The organism is Mesorhizobium sp. ESP7-2, assembly GCF_020164715.1.
Lineage (GTDB): Bacteria > Pseudomonadota > Alphaproteobacteria > Rhizobiales > Rhizobiaceae > Mesorhizobium.
The window spans coordinates 58,125-76,976 of the sequence record NZ_JAIUGQ010000022.1; the positions used below are offsets into that span (position 1 = coordinate 58,125).

The 18,852-nt window shown below is 62.0% G+C and carries 23 protein-coding genes, 1 other RNA gene and 1 pseudogene; 10 read left to right on the plus strand and 15 right to left on the minus strand.

Annotated features, from left to right (window positions below):
- Positions 1 to 79: 79 nt before the first annotated feature.
- Positions 80 to 709 (minus strand): TetR/AcrR family transcriptional regulator, encoded by a 630-nt coding sequence (locus LB543_RS20510; protein ID WP_224615351.1) that lies wholly within the window; start codon positions 707 to 709, stop codon positions 80 to 82.
- Positions 710 to 856: 147 nt separating this feature from the next.
- On the opposite strand from LB543_RS20510, the gene LB543_RS20515 reads away from it, so the two are divergent.
- Complete coding sequence (locus LB543_RS20515) at positions 857 to 1,336, plus strand: DUF1772 domain-containing protein (protein ID WP_224615352.1); 480 nt, start codon at positions 857 to 859, stop codon at positions 1,334 to 1,336.
- A gap of 58 nt (positions 1,337 to 1,394) precedes the next feature.
- Entirely contained in the window at positions 1,395 to 1,556 is a 162-nt protein-coding gene (locus LB543_RS20520; protein ID WP_224615375.1) for a DUF3482 domain-containing protein, read from the plus strand.
- Positions 1,557 to 1,580: 24 nt separating this feature from the next.
- Here LB543_RS20520 and LB543_RS20525 read toward each other — a convergent pair whose 3' ends face one another.
- From LB543_RS20525 to LB543_RS20540, 4 genes are all read right to left on the minus strand, one after another.
- The gene (locus LB543_RS20525) at positions 1,581 to 1,874 is read right to left on the minus strand and encodes a SelT/SelW/SelH family protein (protein ID WP_140810707.1); all 294 of its coding nucleotides are present in this window, start codon (positions 1,872 to 1,874) and stop codon (positions 1,581 to 1,583) included.
- Positions 1,871 to 2,662, minus strand: a complete 792-nt coding sequence (locus LB543_RS20530; protein ID WP_181178219.1) for an RDD family protein — start codon at positions 2,660 to 2,662, stop codon at positions 1,871 to 1,873. Before LB543_RS20530 ends, LB543_RS20525 begins: the two co-directional genes overlap by 4 nt.
- Before the next feature lie 96 nt (positions 2,663 to 2,758).
- A complete protein-coding gene (locus tag LB543_RS20535) occupies positions 2,759 to 3,508 on the minus strand; it encodes a YebC/PmpR family DNA-binding transcriptional regulator (RefSeq protein ID WP_140810704.1) in 750 nt (249 codons plus the stop codon).
- Positions 3,509 to 3,705: 197 nt separating this feature from the next.
- Positions 3,706 to 4,029, minus strand: a complete 324-nt coding sequence (locus tag LB543_RS20540) for an ArsR/SmtB family transcription factor (RefSeq protein ID WP_224615353.1) — start codon at positions 4,027 to 4,029, stop codon at positions 3,706 to 3,708.
- A gap of 51 nt (positions 4,030 to 4,080) precedes the next feature.
- Between LB543_RS20540 and LB543_RS20545 the strand changes: the two genes are divergently transcribed.
- Both LB543_RS20545 and LB543_RS20550 read left to right on the plus strand, forming a co-directional pair.
- The gene (locus tag LB543_RS20545) at positions 4,081 to 4,563 is read left to right on the plus strand and encodes an SRPBCC domain-containing protein (RefSeq protein WP_224615354.1); all 483 of its coding nucleotides are present in this window, start codon (positions 4,081 to 4,083) and stop codon (positions 4,561 to 4,563) included.
- Positions 4,564 to 4,579: 16 nt separating this feature from the next.
- Positions 4,580 to 4,942, plus strand: coding sequence for a hypothetical protein (locus LB543_RS20550; RefSeq protein ID WP_224615355.1), 363 nt, complete (start codon positions 4,580 to 4,582; stop codon positions 4,940 to 4,942).
- A 122-nt stretch (positions 4,943 to 5,064) separates the two neighbouring features.
- On the opposite strand, the gene LB543_RS20555 is transcribed toward LB543_RS20550, so the two are convergent.
- The 4 genes from LB543_RS20555 to ssrS all read right to left on the minus strand — a co-directional run bounded on the left by LB543_RS20555 (position 5,065) and on the right by ssrS (position 7,628).
- Entirely contained in the window at positions 5,065 to 5,832 is a 768-nt protein-coding gene (locus tag LB543_RS20555) for a TerC family protein (protein ID WP_224615356.1), read from the minus strand.
- A 68-nt stretch (positions 5,833 to 5,900) separates the two neighbouring features.
- On the minus strand, positions 5,901 to 6,725 hold the full coding sequence (locus LB543_RS20560; RefSeq protein ID WP_224615357.1) for a YmdB family metallophosphoesterase: 825 nt from the start codon (positions 6,723 to 6,725) through the stop codon (positions 5,901 to 5,903).
- Positions 6,726 to 6,788: 63 nt separating this feature from the next.
- Entirely contained in the window at positions 6,789 to 7,376 is a 588-nt protein-coding gene (locus LB543_RS20565) for a 5-formyltetrahydrofolate cyclo-ligase (protein WP_224615373.1), read from the minus strand.
- A 96-nt stretch (positions 7,377 to 7,472) separates the two neighbouring features.
- A non-coding RNA gene (ssrS, locus tag LB543_RS20570) (6S RNA) lies at positions 7,473 to 7,628 on the minus strand.
- 144 nt (positions 7,629 to 7,772) lie between these two features.
- On the opposite strand from ssrS, the gene LB543_RS20575 reads away from it, so the two are divergent.
- The 6 genes and pseudogenes from LB543_RS20575 (at position 7,773) to msrB (ending at position 12,168) form a co-directional block, all read left to right on the plus strand.
- Complete coding sequence (locus LB543_RS20575) at positions 7,773 to 8,612, plus strand: AAA family ATPase (RefSeq protein ID WP_224615358.1); 840 nt, start codon at positions 7,773 to 7,775, stop codon at positions 8,610 to 8,612.
- 91 nt (positions 8,613 to 8,703) lie between these two features.
- Positions 8,704 to 9,150, plus strand: coding sequence for a GNAT family N-acetyltransferase (locus tag LB543_RS20580; RefSeq protein ID WP_224615359.1), 447 nt, complete (start codon positions 8,704 to 8,706; stop codon positions 9,148 to 9,150).
- A gap of 106 nt (positions 9,151 to 9,256) precedes the next feature.
- A complete protein-coding gene (locus tag LB543_RS20585) occupies positions 9,257 to 9,649 on the plus strand; it encodes a type II toxin-antitoxin system HicB family antitoxin (protein WP_224615360.1) in 393 nt (130 codons plus the stop codon).
- A gap of 9 nt (positions 9,650 to 9,658) precedes the next feature.
- Positions 9,659 to 10,849, plus strand: coding sequence for a vWA domain-containing protein (locus LB543_RS20590; protein ID WP_224615361.1), 1,191 nt, complete (start codon positions 9,659 to 9,661; stop codon positions 10,847 to 10,849).
- A gap of 18 nt (positions 10,850 to 10,867) precedes the next feature.
- Positions 10,868 to 11,648, plus strand: a pseudogene (locus tag LB543_RS20595) (MBL fold metallo-hydrolase); the annotation flags it as partial.
- Positions 11,649 to 11,763: 115 nt separating this feature from the next.
- Positions 11,764 to 12,168, plus strand: coding sequence for a peptide-methionine (R)-S-oxide reductase MsrB (msrB, locus tag LB543_RS20600; protein ID WP_027141754.1), 405 nt, complete (start codon positions 11,764 to 11,766; stop codon positions 12,166 to 12,168).
- A 63-nt stretch (positions 12,169 to 12,231) separates the two neighbouring features.
- On the opposite strand, the gene LB543_RS20605 is transcribed toward msrB, so the two are convergent.
- The 6 genes from LB543_RS20605 to LB543_RS20630 all read right to left on the minus strand — a co-directional run bounded on the left by LB543_RS20605 (position 12,232) and on the right by LB543_RS20630 (position 18,846).
- Complete coding sequence (locus LB543_RS20605; RefSeq protein WP_224615362.1) at positions 12,232 to 12,531, minus strand: hypothetical protein; 300 nt, start codon at positions 12,529 to 12,531, stop codon at positions 12,232 to 12,234.
- The gene (locus LB543_RS20610; RefSeq protein WP_140754830.1) at positions 12,532 to 12,972 is read right to left on the minus strand and encodes a hypothetical protein; all 441 of its coding nucleotides are present in this window, start codon (positions 12,970 to 12,972) and stop codon (positions 12,532 to 12,534) included.
- Between the two features lie 49 nt (positions 12,973 to 13,021).
- Positions 13,022 to 13,282 carry a DUF2312 domain-containing protein gene (locus tag LB543_RS20615; protein ID WP_015315223.1) on the minus strand — a complete coding sequence of 87 codons (261 nt, stop codon included), beginning with the start codon at positions 13,280 to 13,282 and terminating at the stop codon, positions 13,022 to 13,024.
- 161 nt (positions 13,283 to 13,443) lie between these two features.
- Entirely contained in the window at positions 13,444 to 16,902 is a 3,459-nt protein-coding gene (gene pyc, locus LB543_RS20620) for a pyruvate carboxylase (RefSeq protein ID WP_224615363.1), read from the minus strand.
- A gap of 340 nt (positions 16,903 to 17,242) precedes the next feature.
- Entirely contained in the window at positions 17,243 to 18,361 is a 1,119-nt protein-coding gene (locus LB543_RS20625; protein ID WP_023771718.1) for a branched-chain amino acid ABC transporter substrate-binding protein, read from the minus strand.
- A gap of 137 nt (positions 18,362 to 18,498) precedes the next feature.
- A complete protein-coding gene (locus tag LB543_RS20630) occupies positions 18,499 to 18,846 on the minus strand; it encodes a DUF6867 family protein (protein ID WP_140810687.1) in 348 nt (115 codons plus the stop codon).
- Positions 18,847 to 18,852: the final 6 nt, after the last annotated feature.

Sequence of the window (18,852 nt, forward strand, 5' to 3'; positions counted from 1 at the left end):
AAAGCGCTTTTTCGCAGATCAAGAGCCCGCCCTCGTGGCGGGTTTTTTGTTGCTTGGCCGAAGGCTGAGTTTTCGGCTCCTACTCCGCCAGCAATTCCGTGAGCGCCATGCGCTTGTAGGCCGCCACCAGCCTGTCGCCCTCCTGCCGCTCGACCGAGATAGCCAGCCGCATGGCCGCCTCGCCCATCTGCCAGACGAGAAACGCCGTGGTCTCCAGGGAGACGGGGTCGGCGCCGGGACGTAGCCGCTTCAGCACCGCACCGAGGAATTCGGCATTGGCCCGGCTGTCGGCAAGCTCGAGCTGGCGCAGCGCCTTGTCGGCCTGTGTGCCCGACCAGATGTCGCGCATCACCGGTTCGGCCAGGAACAGTCGGTAGTAGATGTCGACCAGCTCCGAAAACGCTCGGCCCAGCCCCTCTGCATCCGTAACGTCCTTGAGCGCCGCCGAGATGCAGGCCTGACTTTCCACCGTATAGCGTTCGGCCAGCGCCCAGACGATCGCCCGCTTGTCCGGGAAGAACTGGTAGAGCGATCCGATCGACACCCCGGCCCGTTCAGCGACTTCCCCCATACGCATGGCATCGCTGCCTTGCTCGGCGATCATCGCCGAGGCGGCGGCCAGCATGCGCTCGACCCGCTCGCGGCTGCGCTGCTGGCTTGGTGCCCGGCGCGGCGAAGCGATCTGCTCGTTGGCCGGTGTACCTTCCATGACTGTCTCCAACAAACGCGCTCGGCAAAATCGCCTCGAATGGCTTGACTCGCAAAATACGAGGGTTTATCACGTTTTGCAAATGTGAATATAACTCACATTTCCAAGCAGAGCAAACCGCCGCAACCGGCATCTGGAGCAACCGACATGATCGTCAAACTTCTTCCCACCCTCACCTTCATCGCGGCCCTGGGCGCAGGCGTGGTCGGCGGCGTGTTCTTCGCCTTCTCCAACTTCGTCATGCCGGCGTTCGCTCGCCTGCCGGCGGCGGGCGGCATCGCCGCCATGAATTCGATCAACGTCACCGTCATCACGCCGATGTTCATGACGGCACTGTTCGGCACCGGGCTGGTCTGCCTCGTGCTCATCTCCGGCGCCATCATCGGCTGGAGCCAGCCGGGTTCGTTCTGGCTTCTGGCCGGCGCGCTGATCTATCTCGTCGGCAACCCGATCGTGACCATGGTCTTCAACGTGCCGCTCAACGATGCGCTGGCCGCCGTCGATCCGGCCAGCAGCAATGGCGCAGCCGTATGGACCGGCTTTCTCCGGGACTGGGTGATGTGGAACCACGTTCGCACCGTCACCGCCATCTTGGCCATGGCATCCTTCTGGTTCGCCTCGCGTTGACATGTTTGCGGGCCGCCCATCCGGGCGTCGTGGCGGCCACATTTTCGGGAGAAGAGCCGTGAACGATCCTTATTCGACTATGGCCATCGGCATTGCAATTGTGGTCGGCCTCGGCGCTGCCCTTGGCGCGGCGATGGATGACCCCGCCGTCGGTGTCGGCATGGGCATGGCGATCGGCGCCGGGATCGGTGCCGTTTTCGGAAGGAAGCGCGGCAAATGATCGTCCTGCTTTCGCAGGAAGATCTCAGCTCTTCTTGCGGTCGGCGTGACCGAGATCACGATCCGGATCGATCACGTCGCGGACCAACTGCTTGAGTTTCGCCGCGTCCGGAAAGCCGCCGTCGCGCTTGCGGTCCCAGACCAGCACATCGTTGCACGAGATGGTGAAGATGCCGCCGGTGCCCGGCACCAGCGTCACTTCGCCGAGATCGGTGCCGAAGGTGGAGAGCAGCTCCTGCGCCATCCAACCGGCACGCAAGAGCCACTGGCATTGCGTGCAGTAGGTGATGGCGACGCAAGGCTTCCCCGACGCGTTCATTGGTCCGTCTCGAGAACGCGCACGGTCGTGCCGGCGGCCCGGTCATGTATTGGCTCGTTGCCGAATGCGATGGCCAGCGCGATCCAGCATGGCCAGAGAAAAGCTAGGGCAGACGCGGCGAAGGCGATTACGATTTCCAGTCGGGAATAGTTCAGCACGGGTGCCGGAACGGTTTTCCAGGTCTCGAAAGCAAAGAAAGCTCCGACCAGCGTGGCAGGCAGATAGCCCAAGAATTTTACCACCTGCCGACGAACGGCTTTTTGCAAAGCGAGGCCTTCCCTATGCCAATCCAATTCGTCATGGACGAAGAGTGCCAGGATCCCCTTGCCAAGCGAACGGCTGAAAGCCCCCTCCATAACAAGAAGATAGGTCGCCAAGACTAGCACTTGGAGGAAGCCTAGATCCAGTGCCGCAGGTCGAAATTTTCCGTTTGAATCAAGGTCTATCGAAAGCGTTGAGACTGCCTTCGATTGAGGGTCTGTGCTTGTGCCGGCTGCCCATCTGGCCACCGGAAAACCGAAGAAGGATGTTGCACAAACCTGCCAATCGTAGCGGGAAAGTAAAGGATCGACTGTTCCGTTCAGACTGGCGGACTGGCACGTTTTCCAGTTCAGCCAAAAGCTGCCTTTCACACCGCCGTCGGTCAACAGAAACAAGGCCGCAACCAGCGAATAAAGAGCGACGAAGATGACGAGATAGTCGATAAGCGAAGCGAACAGCCGTCGCCAAAAGCCACCGCGCCGAGGCCAAGCAATCGCATTGGCAAGTTGAATCCCTTCGTCAGTCATCTCCCCTCCCGCCGACAACTGACCCATCTATACTTTAGGCAAGGACTCCTTGGCTATATGTCCGCGTACACTTCCGCCCGCGCGGCGCTCTGCAACTCACGCCGCGCTGAGCTTGGCCAAGGTTTCGTCGTCGACTTCAAAGTTGGCGTAGACGCTTTGCACGTCGTCATCGTCCTCAAGCGTCGCAACCAGCTTCATCAGCGACTGCGCCCGCTCTTCGTCGACCGGGACATTGTTCTGCGGCTTCCAGATCGCCTTGACCGATTCGGCCTCGCCGAGCGAGGCTTCAAGTGCCTTGGACACCTCGCCGAGAGTCTCGAAGGCGCAATAGATCGTGTGGCCTTCCTCGTCCGATTCGACATCGTCGGCACCGGCATCGATGGCCGCGTCCATGATCTTGTCGGCACTGCCGGTCGAGGCCGGATAGTAGATTTCGCCGGCGCGGTCCCACATGAACGACACCGATCCGGTTTCGCCGAGCGCGCCGCCGGCCTTGGTGAAGGCGGCGCGGACATTGGACGCCGACCTGTTGCGGTTGTCGGTCAGCGCCTCGACGATCACGGCGACGCCACCCGGCCCATAACCTTCGTAGCGCACGGCTTCGTAGTTTTCGGCATCGCCCATCGAGGCCTTGTTGATGGCGCGCTGGATGTTGTCCTTCGGCATCGACACCGCCTTGGCGTTCTGGATCGCCAGGCGCAGGCGCGGATTCATCGATGGATCGGGCGTCCCGCTCTTGGCGGCAACGGTGATTTCGCGCGCCAGCTTGGAAAACATTTTCGACCGCACCGCATCCTGACGGCCCTTGCGGTGCATGATGTTCTTGAACTGTGAATGGCCAGCCATGGCACCCCTGTCGTGTTCGGCTAGAGCGTCCTGCCGCGAGATGCGTCACCTCGCCTTTGCAAAAGGCTCGAATTCAATTTCAGAACGTCCTTGATGCGTCCAGAGGACGTACGGCGCTCTTTGTCGGAATGGCCGGCTTATAGATAAATCGGCTCAATTCGTCCAGCCGCGCCGTGCTGCGGCGATCCCGGCCGTGCCTATGCTTCCAGATCGGACTTCAGCCGGTCGATGATGCTGAGCGCATGGCCGGCATACTGGCTGATCCAGCGATCGTGGATCTGCTTGATCGGCAGCGCATTGAGATGGTTCCAGCGCTCGCGTCCGTCACGGCGCGCGACGATCAGATCTGCCTCCTCCAGCACCTTGAGATGCAGCATGACGGTGCAGCGGTCGATGTCGGGAAAGGCATCGCACAGCATGCCGGTGGTCTTGGGCTCGTCTTTCAACCGATCCAGTATTTCGCGCCGGCGCGGATGCGCCAGCGCCTTGAAAACATTGTCGTCCTGCGATTGGCTTGACATGTTATATTTCTATAACATATTATTGTCGCGATCAAGCAAGGAGCTGTGGATATGTCTCTTGGATTCAGTGTTTCAGGACGCATCGGCAAACCGGTCGCCGAAGTCTTCGACGCGGTCGTCAATCCGAAGAAGCTCAGCGGTTATTTCACCACCATCGGTGGCGCCAGCGCGCCATTGGTTGCCGGTTCGGGTGTCGTCTGGTGGGGCAAGGTGCCGGTCGAGGTCGACGAAGTGGTCAAGGATAGCCGCATCGTGCTGCGCTGGGATGCCACCGACGCCGACGGCAAGCCCGCCTACAAGACCCGCATCGAGATGAATTTCGAGCCGCTCGACGATGGCGGCACCTTCGTCACCATAGCCGAAAGCGGCTGGCAGGAAGGCGCGGCCGGCCTGAAGAAGTCCTATCTGAATTGCGAGGGCTGGTCACAGATGCTGGCCTGCATGAAGGCCTATGTCGAATACGGCATCAATCTGCGCGACGGTTACTACCGCAGCGAGATGAAAGGCGAACCCGCCAGCGAAAACAACATTTGAAAAAACGGAGCCCAGCATGACCGCGAAGATCGCCGGCGGCGTCAACATCGCCATGAAGGTGCCATCGCACCAGTACGAAGCGACGATCGCCTTCTACCGCGACGTCGTCGGCCTCAAGCCGTTCACCGCCAAGCCGCCGGCGATCGGCTTCGAACTTGGCCCTGTCAGGCTGTGGATCGACGAAGCGCCGATGATGAGCCAGGCCGAGATCGGGCTGGAGCTTTTCACGCAGGATTTTCCAGGCACCGCGGATCATCTGGCCAAGGCAGGCATCGTGCGTTGCGATGCCATCGAGCCATTGGGCGCGCATTTCCGTGGCGGCTGGATCAGCAATCCGGCCAACATCATCCACATGGTGCGCGAACCCGACGCCTGGTGAGCGCTTAGACGAGGTCGGACTAATTCCGGGCCCGAGCTTCCGCATCAAAAGCATCATCTCGCTATCAGGCAAGGCAGCCCCTGGCTAACCGATCGCGCTGGCCCCTGCTGAACTCTGTGCTGTCAGCGCCCTTCGCCGGACTTCGCTTTCTTGCGGCGCCGCGCCAGCATGTTGAGCCCCTCGACCAGCGCCGAAAAACCCATCGCGGCATAGATGTAGCCCTTGGGCACATGATAGCCCATGCCGTCGGCGATCAGCGTCATGCCGATCATCAGCAGAAAGCCCAGCGCCAGCATGACGATGCTCGGGTTCTTGGCGATGAAGTCCGCCAGCGGACCGGCTGCCAGCATCATCGCCGTGACGGCCACGATGACCGCGATGTACATGATGGCGATCTCGTCGGTCATGCCGACGGCGGTGATGATGGAATCGATCGAGAAGACGAGGTCGAGCAGCAGGATCTGGAAGATCGCGCCGGCAAGCGAGATCTTGAGCGTTTCGCCCAGCATCGTGTCCTGATGGTCGTCGGGGTCGACCGTGTGATGGATCTCCTTGGTCGCCTTCCAGACCAGGAACAGGCCGCCGGCGATCAGGATCAGGTCGCGCCAGGAGAAGCCGTGGCCAAACGCCGTGAAGACCGGCGTCGTCAGCTGGACGATGACGGAGATGGTGGCGAGCAGCACCAGGCGCATGATCAGCGCAGCCGAGATGCCGAGGCGGCGCGCACGAGCCCTCAGCTCCACGGGCAGCTTGTTGGTCAGGATGGAGATGAAGATCAGATTGTCGATGCCGAGCACGATCTCGAGCACCACCAGCGTCAGCAATGCGACCCATGCGGTCGGGTCGGAGACGAATTGAAAATGCGGCGCCAGGAATTCGAAAAGCTGCATGGAGGTCGTCCCCTACGATCTAGAGCAGTGTCGCCGGCAATTAGGTACTGCGAACTCCCATATCAATGTCACGACCAGAAGGTCGGCGCGGTTTCCTCCAGTCGTGGCCCGCGACGAAACGGCGCGATCTTCTCGGTCAGTCCGGTGCGGTCGGAAATATCGACGCCGACGCCGCACAATGTCGCCGGGCCGGTCGCTGCCTCGAAACGGCCTTTCGGCACCTTCGACAGGAACCGGTTGAGCGGTTCTTCCTTGTCCATGCCGAGCGAGGAATCATAGTCGCCGCACATTCCGGCGTCGGAGAGATAGCCGGTGCCGCCATTGAGGATCTGGTGATCGGCGGTGGGCTGGTGCGTGTGGGTGCCGACGACAAGACTGGCACGGCCGTCGACGAAATGCGCGAAACACATTTTCTCCGAGGTCGCCTCGGCGTGGAAGTCGATCACCACCGCATCCGCCTGCTCGCCAAGCGGACAGGCGGCGAGTTCACGTTCGCCGGCCTGGAACGGATCGTCGAGTTCGGGATGCATGAACACCCGGCCCATGATGTTGGCGACCAGCACGCGCGCGCCGTTTTTGGCGATGTAGACGCCGGAGCCGCGCCCGGGCGTGCCTTTGGGAAAATTGGAGGGCCGCAGGAAACGTTGCTCGCGCGGCGCGAAGGCCAGCGCGTCGCGCTGGTCCCAGACATGGTTGCCGGTGGTCACGACATCGCAGCCTGCCGCGATCGTCTCGCGAAAAATCTCTTCGGTGATGCCGAAGCCGCCGGCGGCGTTCTCGCCGTTGACGATGACGAAATCGAGTTTGAAGTCGGAGATCAGGCCAGGCAATTGTTCCCACACCGCAGTGCGGCCCGTCTTGCCGACCATGTCCCCGAGGAAGAGAAGTCTCATCTATGCCTGATCCCGAAAAGTTGCATGACTTTTCGGCAAAGATCATGCGTTTCAAAGAACTATCTACAATTTTGGCGCAAAGCGGCGCAACCCGCTCTCGGTGAGTATTTCCGGGATGACCACGTCATGGGGCTCGTCGGGAACTTGCGAAACTTCTTGGCAGTCGAAGGCGATGCCGACCAACCGGGGCGCATGCCCCTTGTCGACGAGCCTCGCGATCGCGCGATCGTAATGGCCGGCGCCATAACCGATGCGATGGCCGCGCGCGTCGAAGGCGGCGAGCGGCACCAGCATCACCGAGGGGTCGAGAACTTCGGCCTCCGCGTGCGGCCCGACCGTGCCAAAGCCCATGTCGACCATCGGCGCGCCACGAACCAGCTCGCGAAAGACGATGGTGGTCTTGTCGAGAATGGCGGGCAGGCAGAGCCGTGCGCCCTGCTCGCGCAAGGCGAACATCAATGGCCTGACATCGACCTCCGAGCGCATCGGCCAGAAACCGGAGACGATCTCACCGGGCCCGATCTCCAGACTATCGCGCGCCGTCTCCGCCATTTCGAGCGCGGCCTCGACCCGCCAGAATTCATCGAGCGCGTCGCGGCGGGCTAGTGCTTCGAGGCGCAGCTGTTTTTTCAGGTCTTTGGGAGAGGTCATGCGGCCAAGGTAGAAAAGGTCAGAGCTGTGTGAGGTCTCAAGAGCGACGTTTTCCACCGCATCATCCACGGAGAGGGACGGACGCCTTGCGACAAGTGACGATCCACACAACCGGTGGAGAGGTCGATCCCGGGTGCCTACAAAGTAGGTGGGCGCCGTGTGAGAAAACCCACGGGTCTTCCCAGGGACAGCTCCCTAAGGATCATTAAGGCCCCGGGGAAAAGTGTCTCCTGCCGGGAAGCGCAGACCGCCTCCGCCAATATAGGCCGATGGTGGCCCAAGCGCCAGAGAGACGGCGCTCTTTCCGAACCGGTTGGCCTGATCGCCGTTGCAGACCCGCCCTTGCGCGGACCAGAGGGCCTCCTTACGGTCCCCGGAATGAACCGAGGAGCAAAAATGCGTTTCGAAGGCACGGCGGCCTATGTCGCCGACAAGGATCTGATGGTGGCGGTCAACGCGGCGATTGCGCTGGAACGGCCGCTGCTGGTCAAGGGCGAGCCCGGCACCGGCAAGACGGAACTTGCCCGCCAGGTGGCGGCGGCACTCGGCCTCGACCTCATCGAATGGCATGTCAAATCGACGACGCGGGCGCAGCAAGGTCTTTACGAGTACGACGCCGTATCGCGGCTGCGCGACAGCCAACTCGGCGATGTCAGGTTCAACGACATCAAGAACTACATCAAGCGCGGCAAGCTTTGGGAGGCATTCGCGGCCGGCAAAAAGGTCGTGCTCCTGATCGACGAGATCGACAAGGCCGACATCGAGTTCCCCAACGACCTGCTGCAGGAGCTCGACCGGATGGAGTTCTTCGTCTACGAGACCGGCGAGACCATCCGCGCCGCCGTCCGGCCCATCGTCATCATCACTTCCAACAACGAGAAGGAACTGCCGGACGCCTTCCTGCGCCGTTGCTTCTTCCACTACATCCGCTTTCCCGATGTCGATACGCTGCACAGGATCGTCGATGTCCACTATCCCGGCATCAAGCAGAACCTGGTGCGCGCGGCGCTTACCCAATTCTACGAAATCCGTGACGTGCCGGGGCTGAAGAAAAAGCCATCGACGTCGGAGGCGTTGGACTGGATCCGCCTGCTGGTCGCCGACGACATCGCGCCCGAGGATTTGCGCGTCGACGCCAAGAGCGCGCTGCCCAAGCTGCATGGCGCCCTGTTGAAGAACGAACAGGATGTGCATCTGTTCGAGCGGCTGGCCTTCATGGCGAGAAGACAGCAATAGCAAGGCAGCGTTAGCGCTTTCCCGGCTGTGGACCGTTGCCGCCGGCCGAAGACCACGTCAGCTTCGGCCAGAACCCTTCGGAGGAGATAAAATGTCTGAGATCATTGTCCGCCCGCTCATGCAATCCGACCGCGCCGACTGGCGCCGCCTGTGGACCGACTACCTGACCTTCTACGAAACCAAGCTGCCGGAAGAGGTCTACGCCGTCACCTGGAAGCGCCTGTTCACGACAGGCGAATTCGAGCCGAAGGGTTTTATCGCTACCCTCGACGGCAAGGCCGTCGGCCTCACCCACTATCTCTACCACCGCTCGGGCTGGTCGGAGAAAAACAATTGCTACCTGCAGGACCTGTTCGCCGACCCGGATGTGCGCGGCAAGGGCATCGGCGCGGCCCTCATCGAGGCGGTGAAGCAGGAGGCCGGCAAGATCGGGGTAAAAAACGTCTACTGGATGACGCACGAGACCAATGCCACCGCGCGCAAGCTCTATGACCACGTCGCGCGCAGGACAGGCTTTATCGAGTATGATTTGCTCTGACGCTAAGTAATTGAAATAGTCACCATCGCGAACAATCGCCTGGTGTCGCGCGGTCGATCGCCCGGCTCGCCGGATGGATCTGAGGACGGAACGCATGACGCACTATGTGGGGATTCTCGACGGCGCGGACGATGTTTGGGGTGTGCGGATCCCTGATCTTCCCGGTTGCCATGGTGGCGGCGCAAACCCCGAAGAGGCGATTGCCGATGCGACATCGGCTGTGCGCGAATGGGTCGAAGCACGATTGGCGAAGAGCGCTTCCTTGCCCAAGGCACGCACGCTGGCAGATCTGTTGAGAGCGGACGAGATCGATAGCTCTGCGGGCGAATCCGCCGTCATGATTCCGGTGCTGATCGATTCAGGGCGGCCCGTTCGAGCCAATCTGTCGCTCGACGCCGGCCTGCTGGCGGCCATAGATGCCGAGGCCAGCCGTCGCGGACTGACGCGCTCTGCCTTTATCGCAAGCGCCGCACGAGAAAAGATCGAGGGCCACAGGTAACGGCCGGCCATGTTCATCCCCTTCTTCCTCGAACTGAAGGCAGCGCGCGTTCCCGTCTCGCTCAGGGAATACCTTTCTCTGCTGGAAGGGCTGGAAGCCGGACTGGTCGACTATGACGTCGAAGGTTTTTACTATCTTGCCCGCGCCGCCCTGGTGAAGGACGAGCGCCATATCGACCGCTTCGACCAGGTGTTCGCGCATGTCTTCAAGGGCATCGAGGCGCTGGGTGGCCCGGATGCCGTCAATGTCGCCGACATTCCCGAGGAATGGCTGCGCCGGCTCGCCGAAAAGCACCTGACCGAGGAGGAGAAAAAACTGGTCGAGGCGCTTGGCGGCTTCGACAAACTGATGGAGACGCTGAAACAAAGGCTCGAGCAACAAAAGGGCCGCCACCAGGGCGGCTCGAAATGGATCGGCACCGGCGGCACCTCGCCCTTCGGCGCCTATGGCTACAATCCCGAAGGCGTGCGCATCGGCCAGCATGAAAGCCGCAACCGCCGCGCGGTGAAAGTCTGGGACAAGCGCGAGTTCAGGAATTTCGACGATGCCGTCGAACTCGGTACCCGCAACATCAAGATCGCGCTGAAGCGCCTGCGCCGCTGGGTGCGCGAAGGCGCCGAGGAAGAGTTCGACCTGCCCGGCACCATCCACGCCACCGCCGAGCACGGCTATCTCGACGTCAAGACACGGCCCGAGCGTCGCAATGCGGTGAAGCTCCTGATGTTCTTCGATGTCGGCGGCTCGATGGACGACCATATCAAAAGCGTCGAGGAGCTGTTTTCGGCCGCCCGCGCCGAATTCCGCCAGCTCGAATATTTCTATTTCCACAACTGCCTCTACGAAGGCGTGTGGAAGGACAATCGCCGCCGCCATGCCGAGGTGATTCCGACCTTCGACCTCATTCACAAATACGGTCCCGACTATAAGGTCATCGTCGTCGGCGATGCCTCGATGAGCCCTTACGAGATCGCCCATCCTGGCGGCTCGGTGGAACACTGGAACCCCGAGGCAGGAGCCGTCTGGCTCGGCCGGCTCCTGCAGCAATGGCCGAACGCGGTGTGGCTGAATCCCGAGAGCGAAAAGAACTGGGGCTTTACCCATTCGATCGCCATGATCCGTGACATCTTCGACGGCCGCATGTTTCCGCTGACGCTGGCCGGGCTCGAAGGTGCCACGAAGCAGCTTTCAAGAAAACACTGAAGGACCACCGGAGATCGGATGACCTGCTTCCTCTGCTTGCAGTGCGGTGTCCAGTTCGCGGCGACGGAGACGCCACCGCAACATTGCACGATCTGCGAGGACGAGCGGCAGTATGTGCGCTGGGAAGGCCAGGCCTGGATCACGCCGCAACAACTCGCCGCCGAGGAAGGACGATGCCGGCGTGCTCGCCTTCGGCATCGAGCCGCGCTTCGCCATCGGCCAGCGGGCGCTGCTGGCGCATTCACCACACGGCAATGTGCTGTGGGACTGCGTCTCGATGGTGAGCGACGAGGCGGTGGCGGAGATCAACCATCGGGGCGGGCTGGCGGCTATCGCCATCTCGCACTGCCATTACTATTCGGTGATGGTCGAATGGAGCGAGGCGTTTGGCGGCGTACCGATCTATCTCCATGCCGACGACCGGCAGTGGATCATGCGGCCGCATCGCTCGATTGTCAGTTGGCAAGGCGAGACGCTGGCCATCAACCCGTCGCTGACACTCATCCGCTGCGGCGGCCACTTTGCCGGCGGCCAGGTGCTGCACTGGAAACGCGACGGTGCCGATGCGCTGCTGACCGGCGACATCCTGCAGGTGACGCCGACACGCCGCCATGTCAGTTTCATGTACAGCTATCCGAACCAGATCCCGCTCAATGGCGCCGCCATACGCCGCATCGCGGCAGCCCTTGCACCGTTCGCCTTCGACGACATCTACCGCGCATGGTGGAACCAGAACATCATCGGCGATGCGAAAACGGCGCTGGCCGCCTCCGTCGCGCGCTATCTCGCGGCGATCGCCTTAGGAATTCCAGGTGGTCCGCTCGAAAATGCGGGCAAATCCCGTAACAAACGCCTATCTTGTTGCGAATATCGGGTTGCAACCAAGAACGAGCCGCCAAGGCTGAGGAGATCAAATGGACACCCACACTTACCCCGTCACCCGCACCGATGCCGAATGGCGCGCCCGGCTGACGCCGGAGCAATACGCGGTCATGCGAAACCATGGCACCGAGCGGCCGGGAAGCTGCGCCCTGCTCTATGAGAAGCGTGCCGGCACTTTTTCCTGCGTTGGCTGCGACCAGCCGCTCTTCCAGTCCACGCTGAAGTTCGAGAGCGGCACCGGCTGGCCGAGCTTCAACGATCCCGTTCCGGGCTCGGTCGAGAACACAGTCGATCGCAGCTACGGCATGGTCCGCACCGAATGCCACTGCTCTCGTTGCGGCAGCCATCTCGGCCATGTCTTCGAGGACGGCCCGCCGCCGACCGGCCTGCGCTACTGCATCAACGGCGTGGCGCTGAAATTCGAGCCGGCCGCCTGAACAGGCGTTATCATTTCTTGCGAAGGGCGGCTCCGGCCGCCCTTTTTCGTATGGGCAGCCTCGTCAGACTACGATCGTGGCGATCAGCCAGAGCGCTGATCCCAGCATAAAGAGGGAAGCCCTGGCACCGCCGGCCTTCTCAGCCGTGCGCCAGACTGCCAAAGTCAGGAAGATGTTGTAGAGCACCGGTGCAAAATGCACCGCCAGGACAAGGCCGAGCGGCATCTTCAGTCCAAGCAGGATCAGCGCCGCAGCAGACGACGCCATATTGATCACGGTCCCGACAAGCATCATATCGCGCCAGAACAGCCGGTCGAGCGACACCTCGCCAAGCCAACGCGAGCGGAAGAAATCCGCGATCACTTACCGCTGCCCCAGAACCGCAACAACGGCGTGCTCGACACGCGAGCACTCCGTTACCAGCCAGTCGGTCATCGCCGGCCAGTTGTCCTCGGCAAAGCAATTGACCCGCCACATCGAATTGATGCCGAGGCCTTCGCAGCTTTGTTCCGGTCTCAGTTTCAGCCTGTCTTCGATCGCCGGCCGGAACGGCTCCAGCCGCGACCAGCTTTGCGTGGCGCCGAACTTCTCGTTGCGGCCAAAGAAGACACCGACATGGTTCTGCGCCGGCGCGACATACATGGAAAGGACCAGTGCGAAGTCGGGCAGCCCGCGCTGCCAGAACCAGGGTCCGCGCCGCGCCAGCCGGGCTCTTTCTTCCGGATGCCGTTCGGCAAACAGCGACCAGAAGCCGCGATGGCGGAATTCCAAGGCACGGCGGCCGCCGAAGTCGAATTCGCTCATGGTTCGAACCGTTGAGGGCGCCGCATGGCGCCCTAGACTGTTTCCAGTCTTAGACCATGCCGAGCGCGGCCATGTACAGATCGAGGATGGCATCCTCCTCCTGGCGCTCGGCCTGATCCTTCTTGCGCAACCGGATGATGGTGCGGATTGCCTTGGTGTCGAAGCCGGTGCCCTTGGCCTCGGCGAAAACTTCCTTGATGTCGTCGGAAATCGTCTTCTTTTCTTCCTCGAGCCGCTCGATGCGCTCGATCAAGGCACGCAGCTGGCCGGCGGCAACAGTCTGGCTGGTCTCGGTGATATCGTCGGCCATGTTTTTCTCCAAGGATCGGTTCCGCGCCGCGACTCGGGGAACGTGCCGCGGCGAATTTCAGCGGTTCGATGCCCGACCCGGGCCGGCGGGTCAAGCCGTTATCGAACAGCTCGCCAGCCCTGCCGCCAGAAGCCGACAGCCTGCCCGCTCCTTGCGAACTCTTAGCTGAACGCGATCAGGAGATCCTTCGCATCGATCTGGTCGCCGGCCTTGACCAGCACCTCGGCGACCGTGCCATCACGCTCGGCATGCAGCGCCGTCTCCATCTTCATCGCTTCGATGGAAAGCAGCACGTCGCCTGCCTTGACCGCTTGGCCGGCGGCGACCGCAAGCGCCGAAACCACACCCGGCATCGGCGCCCCGACATGCGCCTCGTTGCCGGGCTCGGCCTTGCGGCGCGCCTTGGCTGCCGACGCACCATGCGCGCGGTCGGGCACCTTCACACGCCGCGGCTGGCCGTTCAGCTCGAAGAACACGGTGACCATGCCCTTCTCGTCGACATCGCCGAACGCCTGGCAGCGCACGACCAAGGTCTTGCCCCTTTCGATATCGACGAAAATCTCGTCTTCCGATTTCATGCCGTAGAAATAGGTCGGCGTCGGCAGAACGCTGACCGGGCCGTAGGTTTCCTGGGCGACGACGAAGTCGGAAAACACCTTCGGATACATCAGCCACGAGGCGAATTCGTATTCCGTCAGCTTGCGCTCCAACTTGTCCTCGATCTCCTTGCGGCTCTTCTCGAGGTCGGCCGGCTTCAGCAACGAACCGGGCCGCGCCGTGATCGGCTTGTCGCCCTTCAATGCCTTCTTCTGCAGCGTCCGCGGCCAGCCGCCCGGGGACTGCCCGAGGTCGCCGCGCAGCATCGAGACGACCGAGTCCGGGAAGGCGATATCCCGGGCCGGGTTTTCGACATCGGCAACGGTCAGGTCCTGGCTCACCATCATCAGCGCCATGTCGCCGACCACCTTGGACGACGGCGTCACCTTGACGATGTCGCCGAACATCAGGTTGACGTCGTGATACGTCTGCGCCACTTCGTGCCAGCGTGTCTCCAGTCCGAGCGAACGGGCCTGTTCCTTCAAATTGGTGAACTGCCCGCCTGGCATTTCGTGCAGGTAGACTTCGGAGGCCGGCCCTTTCAGGTCGCTCTCGAAGGCGGCGTATTGGTTGCGAACGGCTTCCCAATAGAACGAGATTTTGCGGATCCATTGCGGGTCGAGGCCGGGATCGCGCTCGGTGCCTCTCAACGCCTCGACGATCGAACCGAGACATGGCTGAGAGGTGTTGCCGGAGAAGGCGTCCATCGCCGCGTCGATGGCGTCGACGCCGCTTTCCACCGCCGCCAGCACGGTTGCCGCCGACAGGCCCGATGTGTCGTGGGTGTGGAAATGGATCGGCAGATCGGTCGCCTCGCGCAGCGCCTTGAATAGTACGCGGGCGGCACTCGGCTTCAACAGGCCGGCCATGTCCTTGACCGCGATGATATGGGCGCCGGCCGCCTGCAATTCCTCGGCCAGCCCGACATAGTATTTCAGGTCGTACTTGGCCCGCGCCGGATCGAGAATGTCGCCGGTATAGCACATCGCCGCTTCGATCAGCTTGCCCTCGGCCCCCACGGCGTCCATGGCGACGCGCATGTTCTCGACCCAGTTCAGGCAGTCGAAGACGCGGAACAGGTCGATGCCGCCGCTTGCCGCCTGCTTGACGAAATGCTGCACGACATTGTCGGGATAATTGGTATAGCCGACGCCGTTCGCGCCACGCAGCAGCATCTGCAGCAACAGGTTGGGGGCTGCTTCCCGCACCAGCGACAGCCGCTCCCACGGATCCTCGGTGAGGAAGCGCATGGCCACGTCGAAAGTGGCGCCGCCCCAGCATTCCAGCGACAGGAGTTGTGGCAAGGCGCGCGCGTAGGTGCCGGCGATGCCGGCAATGTCGTGCGTGCGCACGCGGGTGGCGAGCAGCGACTGGTGGCCGTCGCGCATCGTCGTATCGGTGACCAGCACTTCCTTCTGCTCGCGCATCCAGGCGGCGAACTTTTCCGGCCCGAGCACATCGAGCTTCTGCTTGCTGCCACCAGGCACATTGCCGTTGAGATAGGGCACGACGGGCGGCGCCGCGTCGGCCTTTGGCGTCGGCCGGCCGCGCGTCTCGGGATGGCCGTTGACGCTGACGTCGGCCAGATAGTTGAGCAGCTTGGTGGCGCGATCCTGGCGCTTGACCTGCTGGAACAGCTCCGGCGTCGTGTCGATGAACCTCGTCGTATAGGAATTGTCGGCGAAGCTCGGGTGATTGATGATCGCTTCGAGGAAGGTAAGGTTGGTGGCGACGCCGCGGATGCGGAACTCGCGCAAGGCTCGGTTCATGCGGGCGATCGTCTCGGCCGGCGTCGGCGCCCAGGCCGTGACCTTCTCCAGCAGCGGATCGTAGAAGCGGGTGATGACCGCGCCGGAATAGGCGGTGCCGCCGTCGAGGCGGATGCCGAAGCCGGTGGCGCCGCGATAGGCGGTGATGCGGCCGTAGTCCGGAATGAAATTGTGTTCCGGGTCTTCGGTGGTGATGCGGCATTGCAAGGCATGGCCGTTCAGCCGAATGTCCCTTTGCGCCGGCACGCCCGATTCCGGCGTACCGATGGCGAAGCCGTCGAGGATGTGGATCTGCGCCTTCACGATGTCGATGCCGGTCACCATCTCGGTGACTGTGTGCTCGACCTGGATGCGCGGATTGACCTCGATGAAGTAGAACTTGCCGGTGTCGGCGTCCTGCAGGAATTCGACGGTGCCGGCGCCGATATAGCTGGTCTCGCGCGCGATCTTCAGCGCGTAGCCGCATAGCTCTTGGCGCAGGTCCTCGCTGAGATAGGGCGCCGGCGCGCGCTCGACGACCTTCTGGTTGCGGCGCTGGATCGAGCAGTCGCGCTCGAACAGGTGCACGGCATTGCCATGCGTGTCGCCGAGCACCTGCACCTCGACATGGCGGGCGCGCTCGATCAGTTTTTCGAGATAGACCTCGTCCTTGCCGAAGGCGGCTTTCGCCTCGCGCTTGCCTTCCATGACCTCGCGGGCGAGGTCGGCCTCGGAACGGATGGCGCGCATGCCGCGGCCACCGCCACCCCACGAAGCCTTCAGCATGACGGGATAACCGACAGTCCTGGCGAGTTCCTTGACCGCCTCCATGTCGTCGGGCAACGGATCGGTCGCCGGCACCACCGGCACGCCGACCTCGATGGCCAGATTGCGCGCGGCGACCTTGTTGCCCAGCCGGCGCATCGTGTCTGGCTTCGGACCGATGAAGGTGATGCCTGCTTGCGCGCAGGCTTCGGCGAATTCGGGGCTTTCCGACAGCAGCCCGTAGCCGGGGTGGATGGCATCGGCGCCTGAAAGCCTGGCGACGCGGATCACCTCCTCGATCGACAGATAGCTCTCGATCGGACCCATGTCCTTGCTGAGATGCGGTCCGCGCCCGACCTGGTAGCTCTCGTCGGCCTTGAAGCGGTGCAGGGAGTATTTGTCTTCCTCGGCCCAGATCGCCACGGTTTTGAGGCCCAGCTCATTGGCCGCGCGAAAGACGCGGATGGCGATTTCTGACCGGTTGGCGACGAGGATCTTCGTGATGGCCAAGGACTGGGCTCCAGCAGCGGAAGGGACGGGAAATCGAGGCAATGATTAACGCGAAAATGCTGCAGTGCAAACAAAATCGACGTCGATTTAAACCGATTTAAACCGATTATTCAGTCAACACTCGCACGCATTCGTTCGAACGGACGGAACAACGGCGACAATTTCGATCCTGGATGCGATCTTTCGAGGCCAATGCATGTCGCCCGGAAGTGTCCTCGGTTCCGGGATAACGACATGCATAAGATCAAGGAAAGCTGGCAGGGATGTCACCGCTGCCAGCATGTCAAAGAAAATGCCCGGCGCGAGGCGCCGGGCATCATTGGTTTCGGATCTGAATGAATTACGACTTCGGGAACCAGGAATACTTCCCGTCGTCCTTCTTCTTCCATTCGTACATGATGTAGCCCGGCAGCTTCGGATCGCCCTTGGCGTCATAGGCAAGATCGCCCAGGACGGTCGGGAACGGACCGCTTTCATGCATCGCCTTGGCGACGGCCTGCGGATCGTTCGTCTTGGCGGCGGCGGCTGCCTCGGCGACCACCTGCACGGCGGCATAGGCGTAGAGCGTGTAGGCTTCCGGCTCGAAACCCTGCGCGCGGAACTTCTCGACGAGTTCCTTGTTGGCCGGGATCAGCCGCGGGTCGGGGCCGAACGTGTTGAGCGTGCCGGCGACGGCGTCGCCCGCGATCGCGGCGAGTTCGTCCGTCACGATGCCGTCACCCGACATCATCGGCGCCTTGAGGCCTTGGTCCGCGGACTGGCGGATGATCAGGCCGGCTTCGGTGTGCAGGCCGCCCCAGTAGATCAGGGTGACGCCGGCTTCCTTCATCTTGGCGATCAGCGCCGAGAAGTCCTTGTCGCCGACATTGACGCCTTCATACATCACTTCCTTGACGCCCGCGGCGTTCATCGCCTTCTTGGTTTCGTCCGCGAGGCCCTGGCCGTAAGGGGTCTTGTCATGGATCACGGCAACCTTGGCATCCTTGAAGTTCGCGGCGATATAGGCGCCGGCGATGCTGCCCTGCTGGTCGTCGCGTCCGCAGGTACGGAACACATTCCATAGGCCGCGCTCGGTGAACTTCGGGTTGGTTGCAGCCGGCGTGATTTCGACGATATTGTTTTCCGCGTAGACCTCGGAGGCCGGGATCGACACGCCCGAGTTGAAGTGGCCGATCACGAACTTGACGCCGTCGCCGACGAACTTGTTGGCGACCGAGATGCCCTGCTTCGGATCGGAGACGTCGTCGCCGACTTCGAGCTTGATCTGCTCGCCATTGATACCGCCCTTGGCATTGATATCGGCGACCGCCGCTTCGGCGCCCTTCTGCAGCTGTGCGCCGAAGGCCGCGTTCGGACCGGTGATCGGACCGGCGACGCCGAACATTACATCAGCCCACGCGTTGCCGCCGAACGCGACGAGCGCGGTCAGGGCTACGGCGGACAAAAGTGACTTTTTCATTTAAACGCTCCCATTAACGGAGTGGGCGTGGATGAAGCTTTCATGCGATGCCCACCCTTATCGCAGAAAGCATAGTTTGCCGATTTTCAGGCACTTGTCACGCCGATTCATCCCTGACGCGGCGTTAATGATGAACGTCAACCTTTCGGTTTCCAGCTCAAGATTGAAGCTCTTTCGTAGAGCCAATTATACTGTGTGACCATCTGGTTGGTTCGTGTGTATTGATAGCCTATAAAGCCCAGTATCATCAGCACGATTGTGTCGACGATATAGTAATGCAGCGAGAACATCGTGCCGTCGAACAGCGCGTGGTGGATGAAACGGACGCCGATGCCAAGGCCGAGCATATAGGCGAACAGCTGGATGAAGCTGCGCCATGTCTGGGCACTGGCCTTGCCGGTCATCCAGGCTGCCCAGCCGCCGAGGAGGCAGGTGACGAAGAAGAACTGCCAGATCGACTGTTCCTCGTAGAGAATGCCTTGCATGGGAAG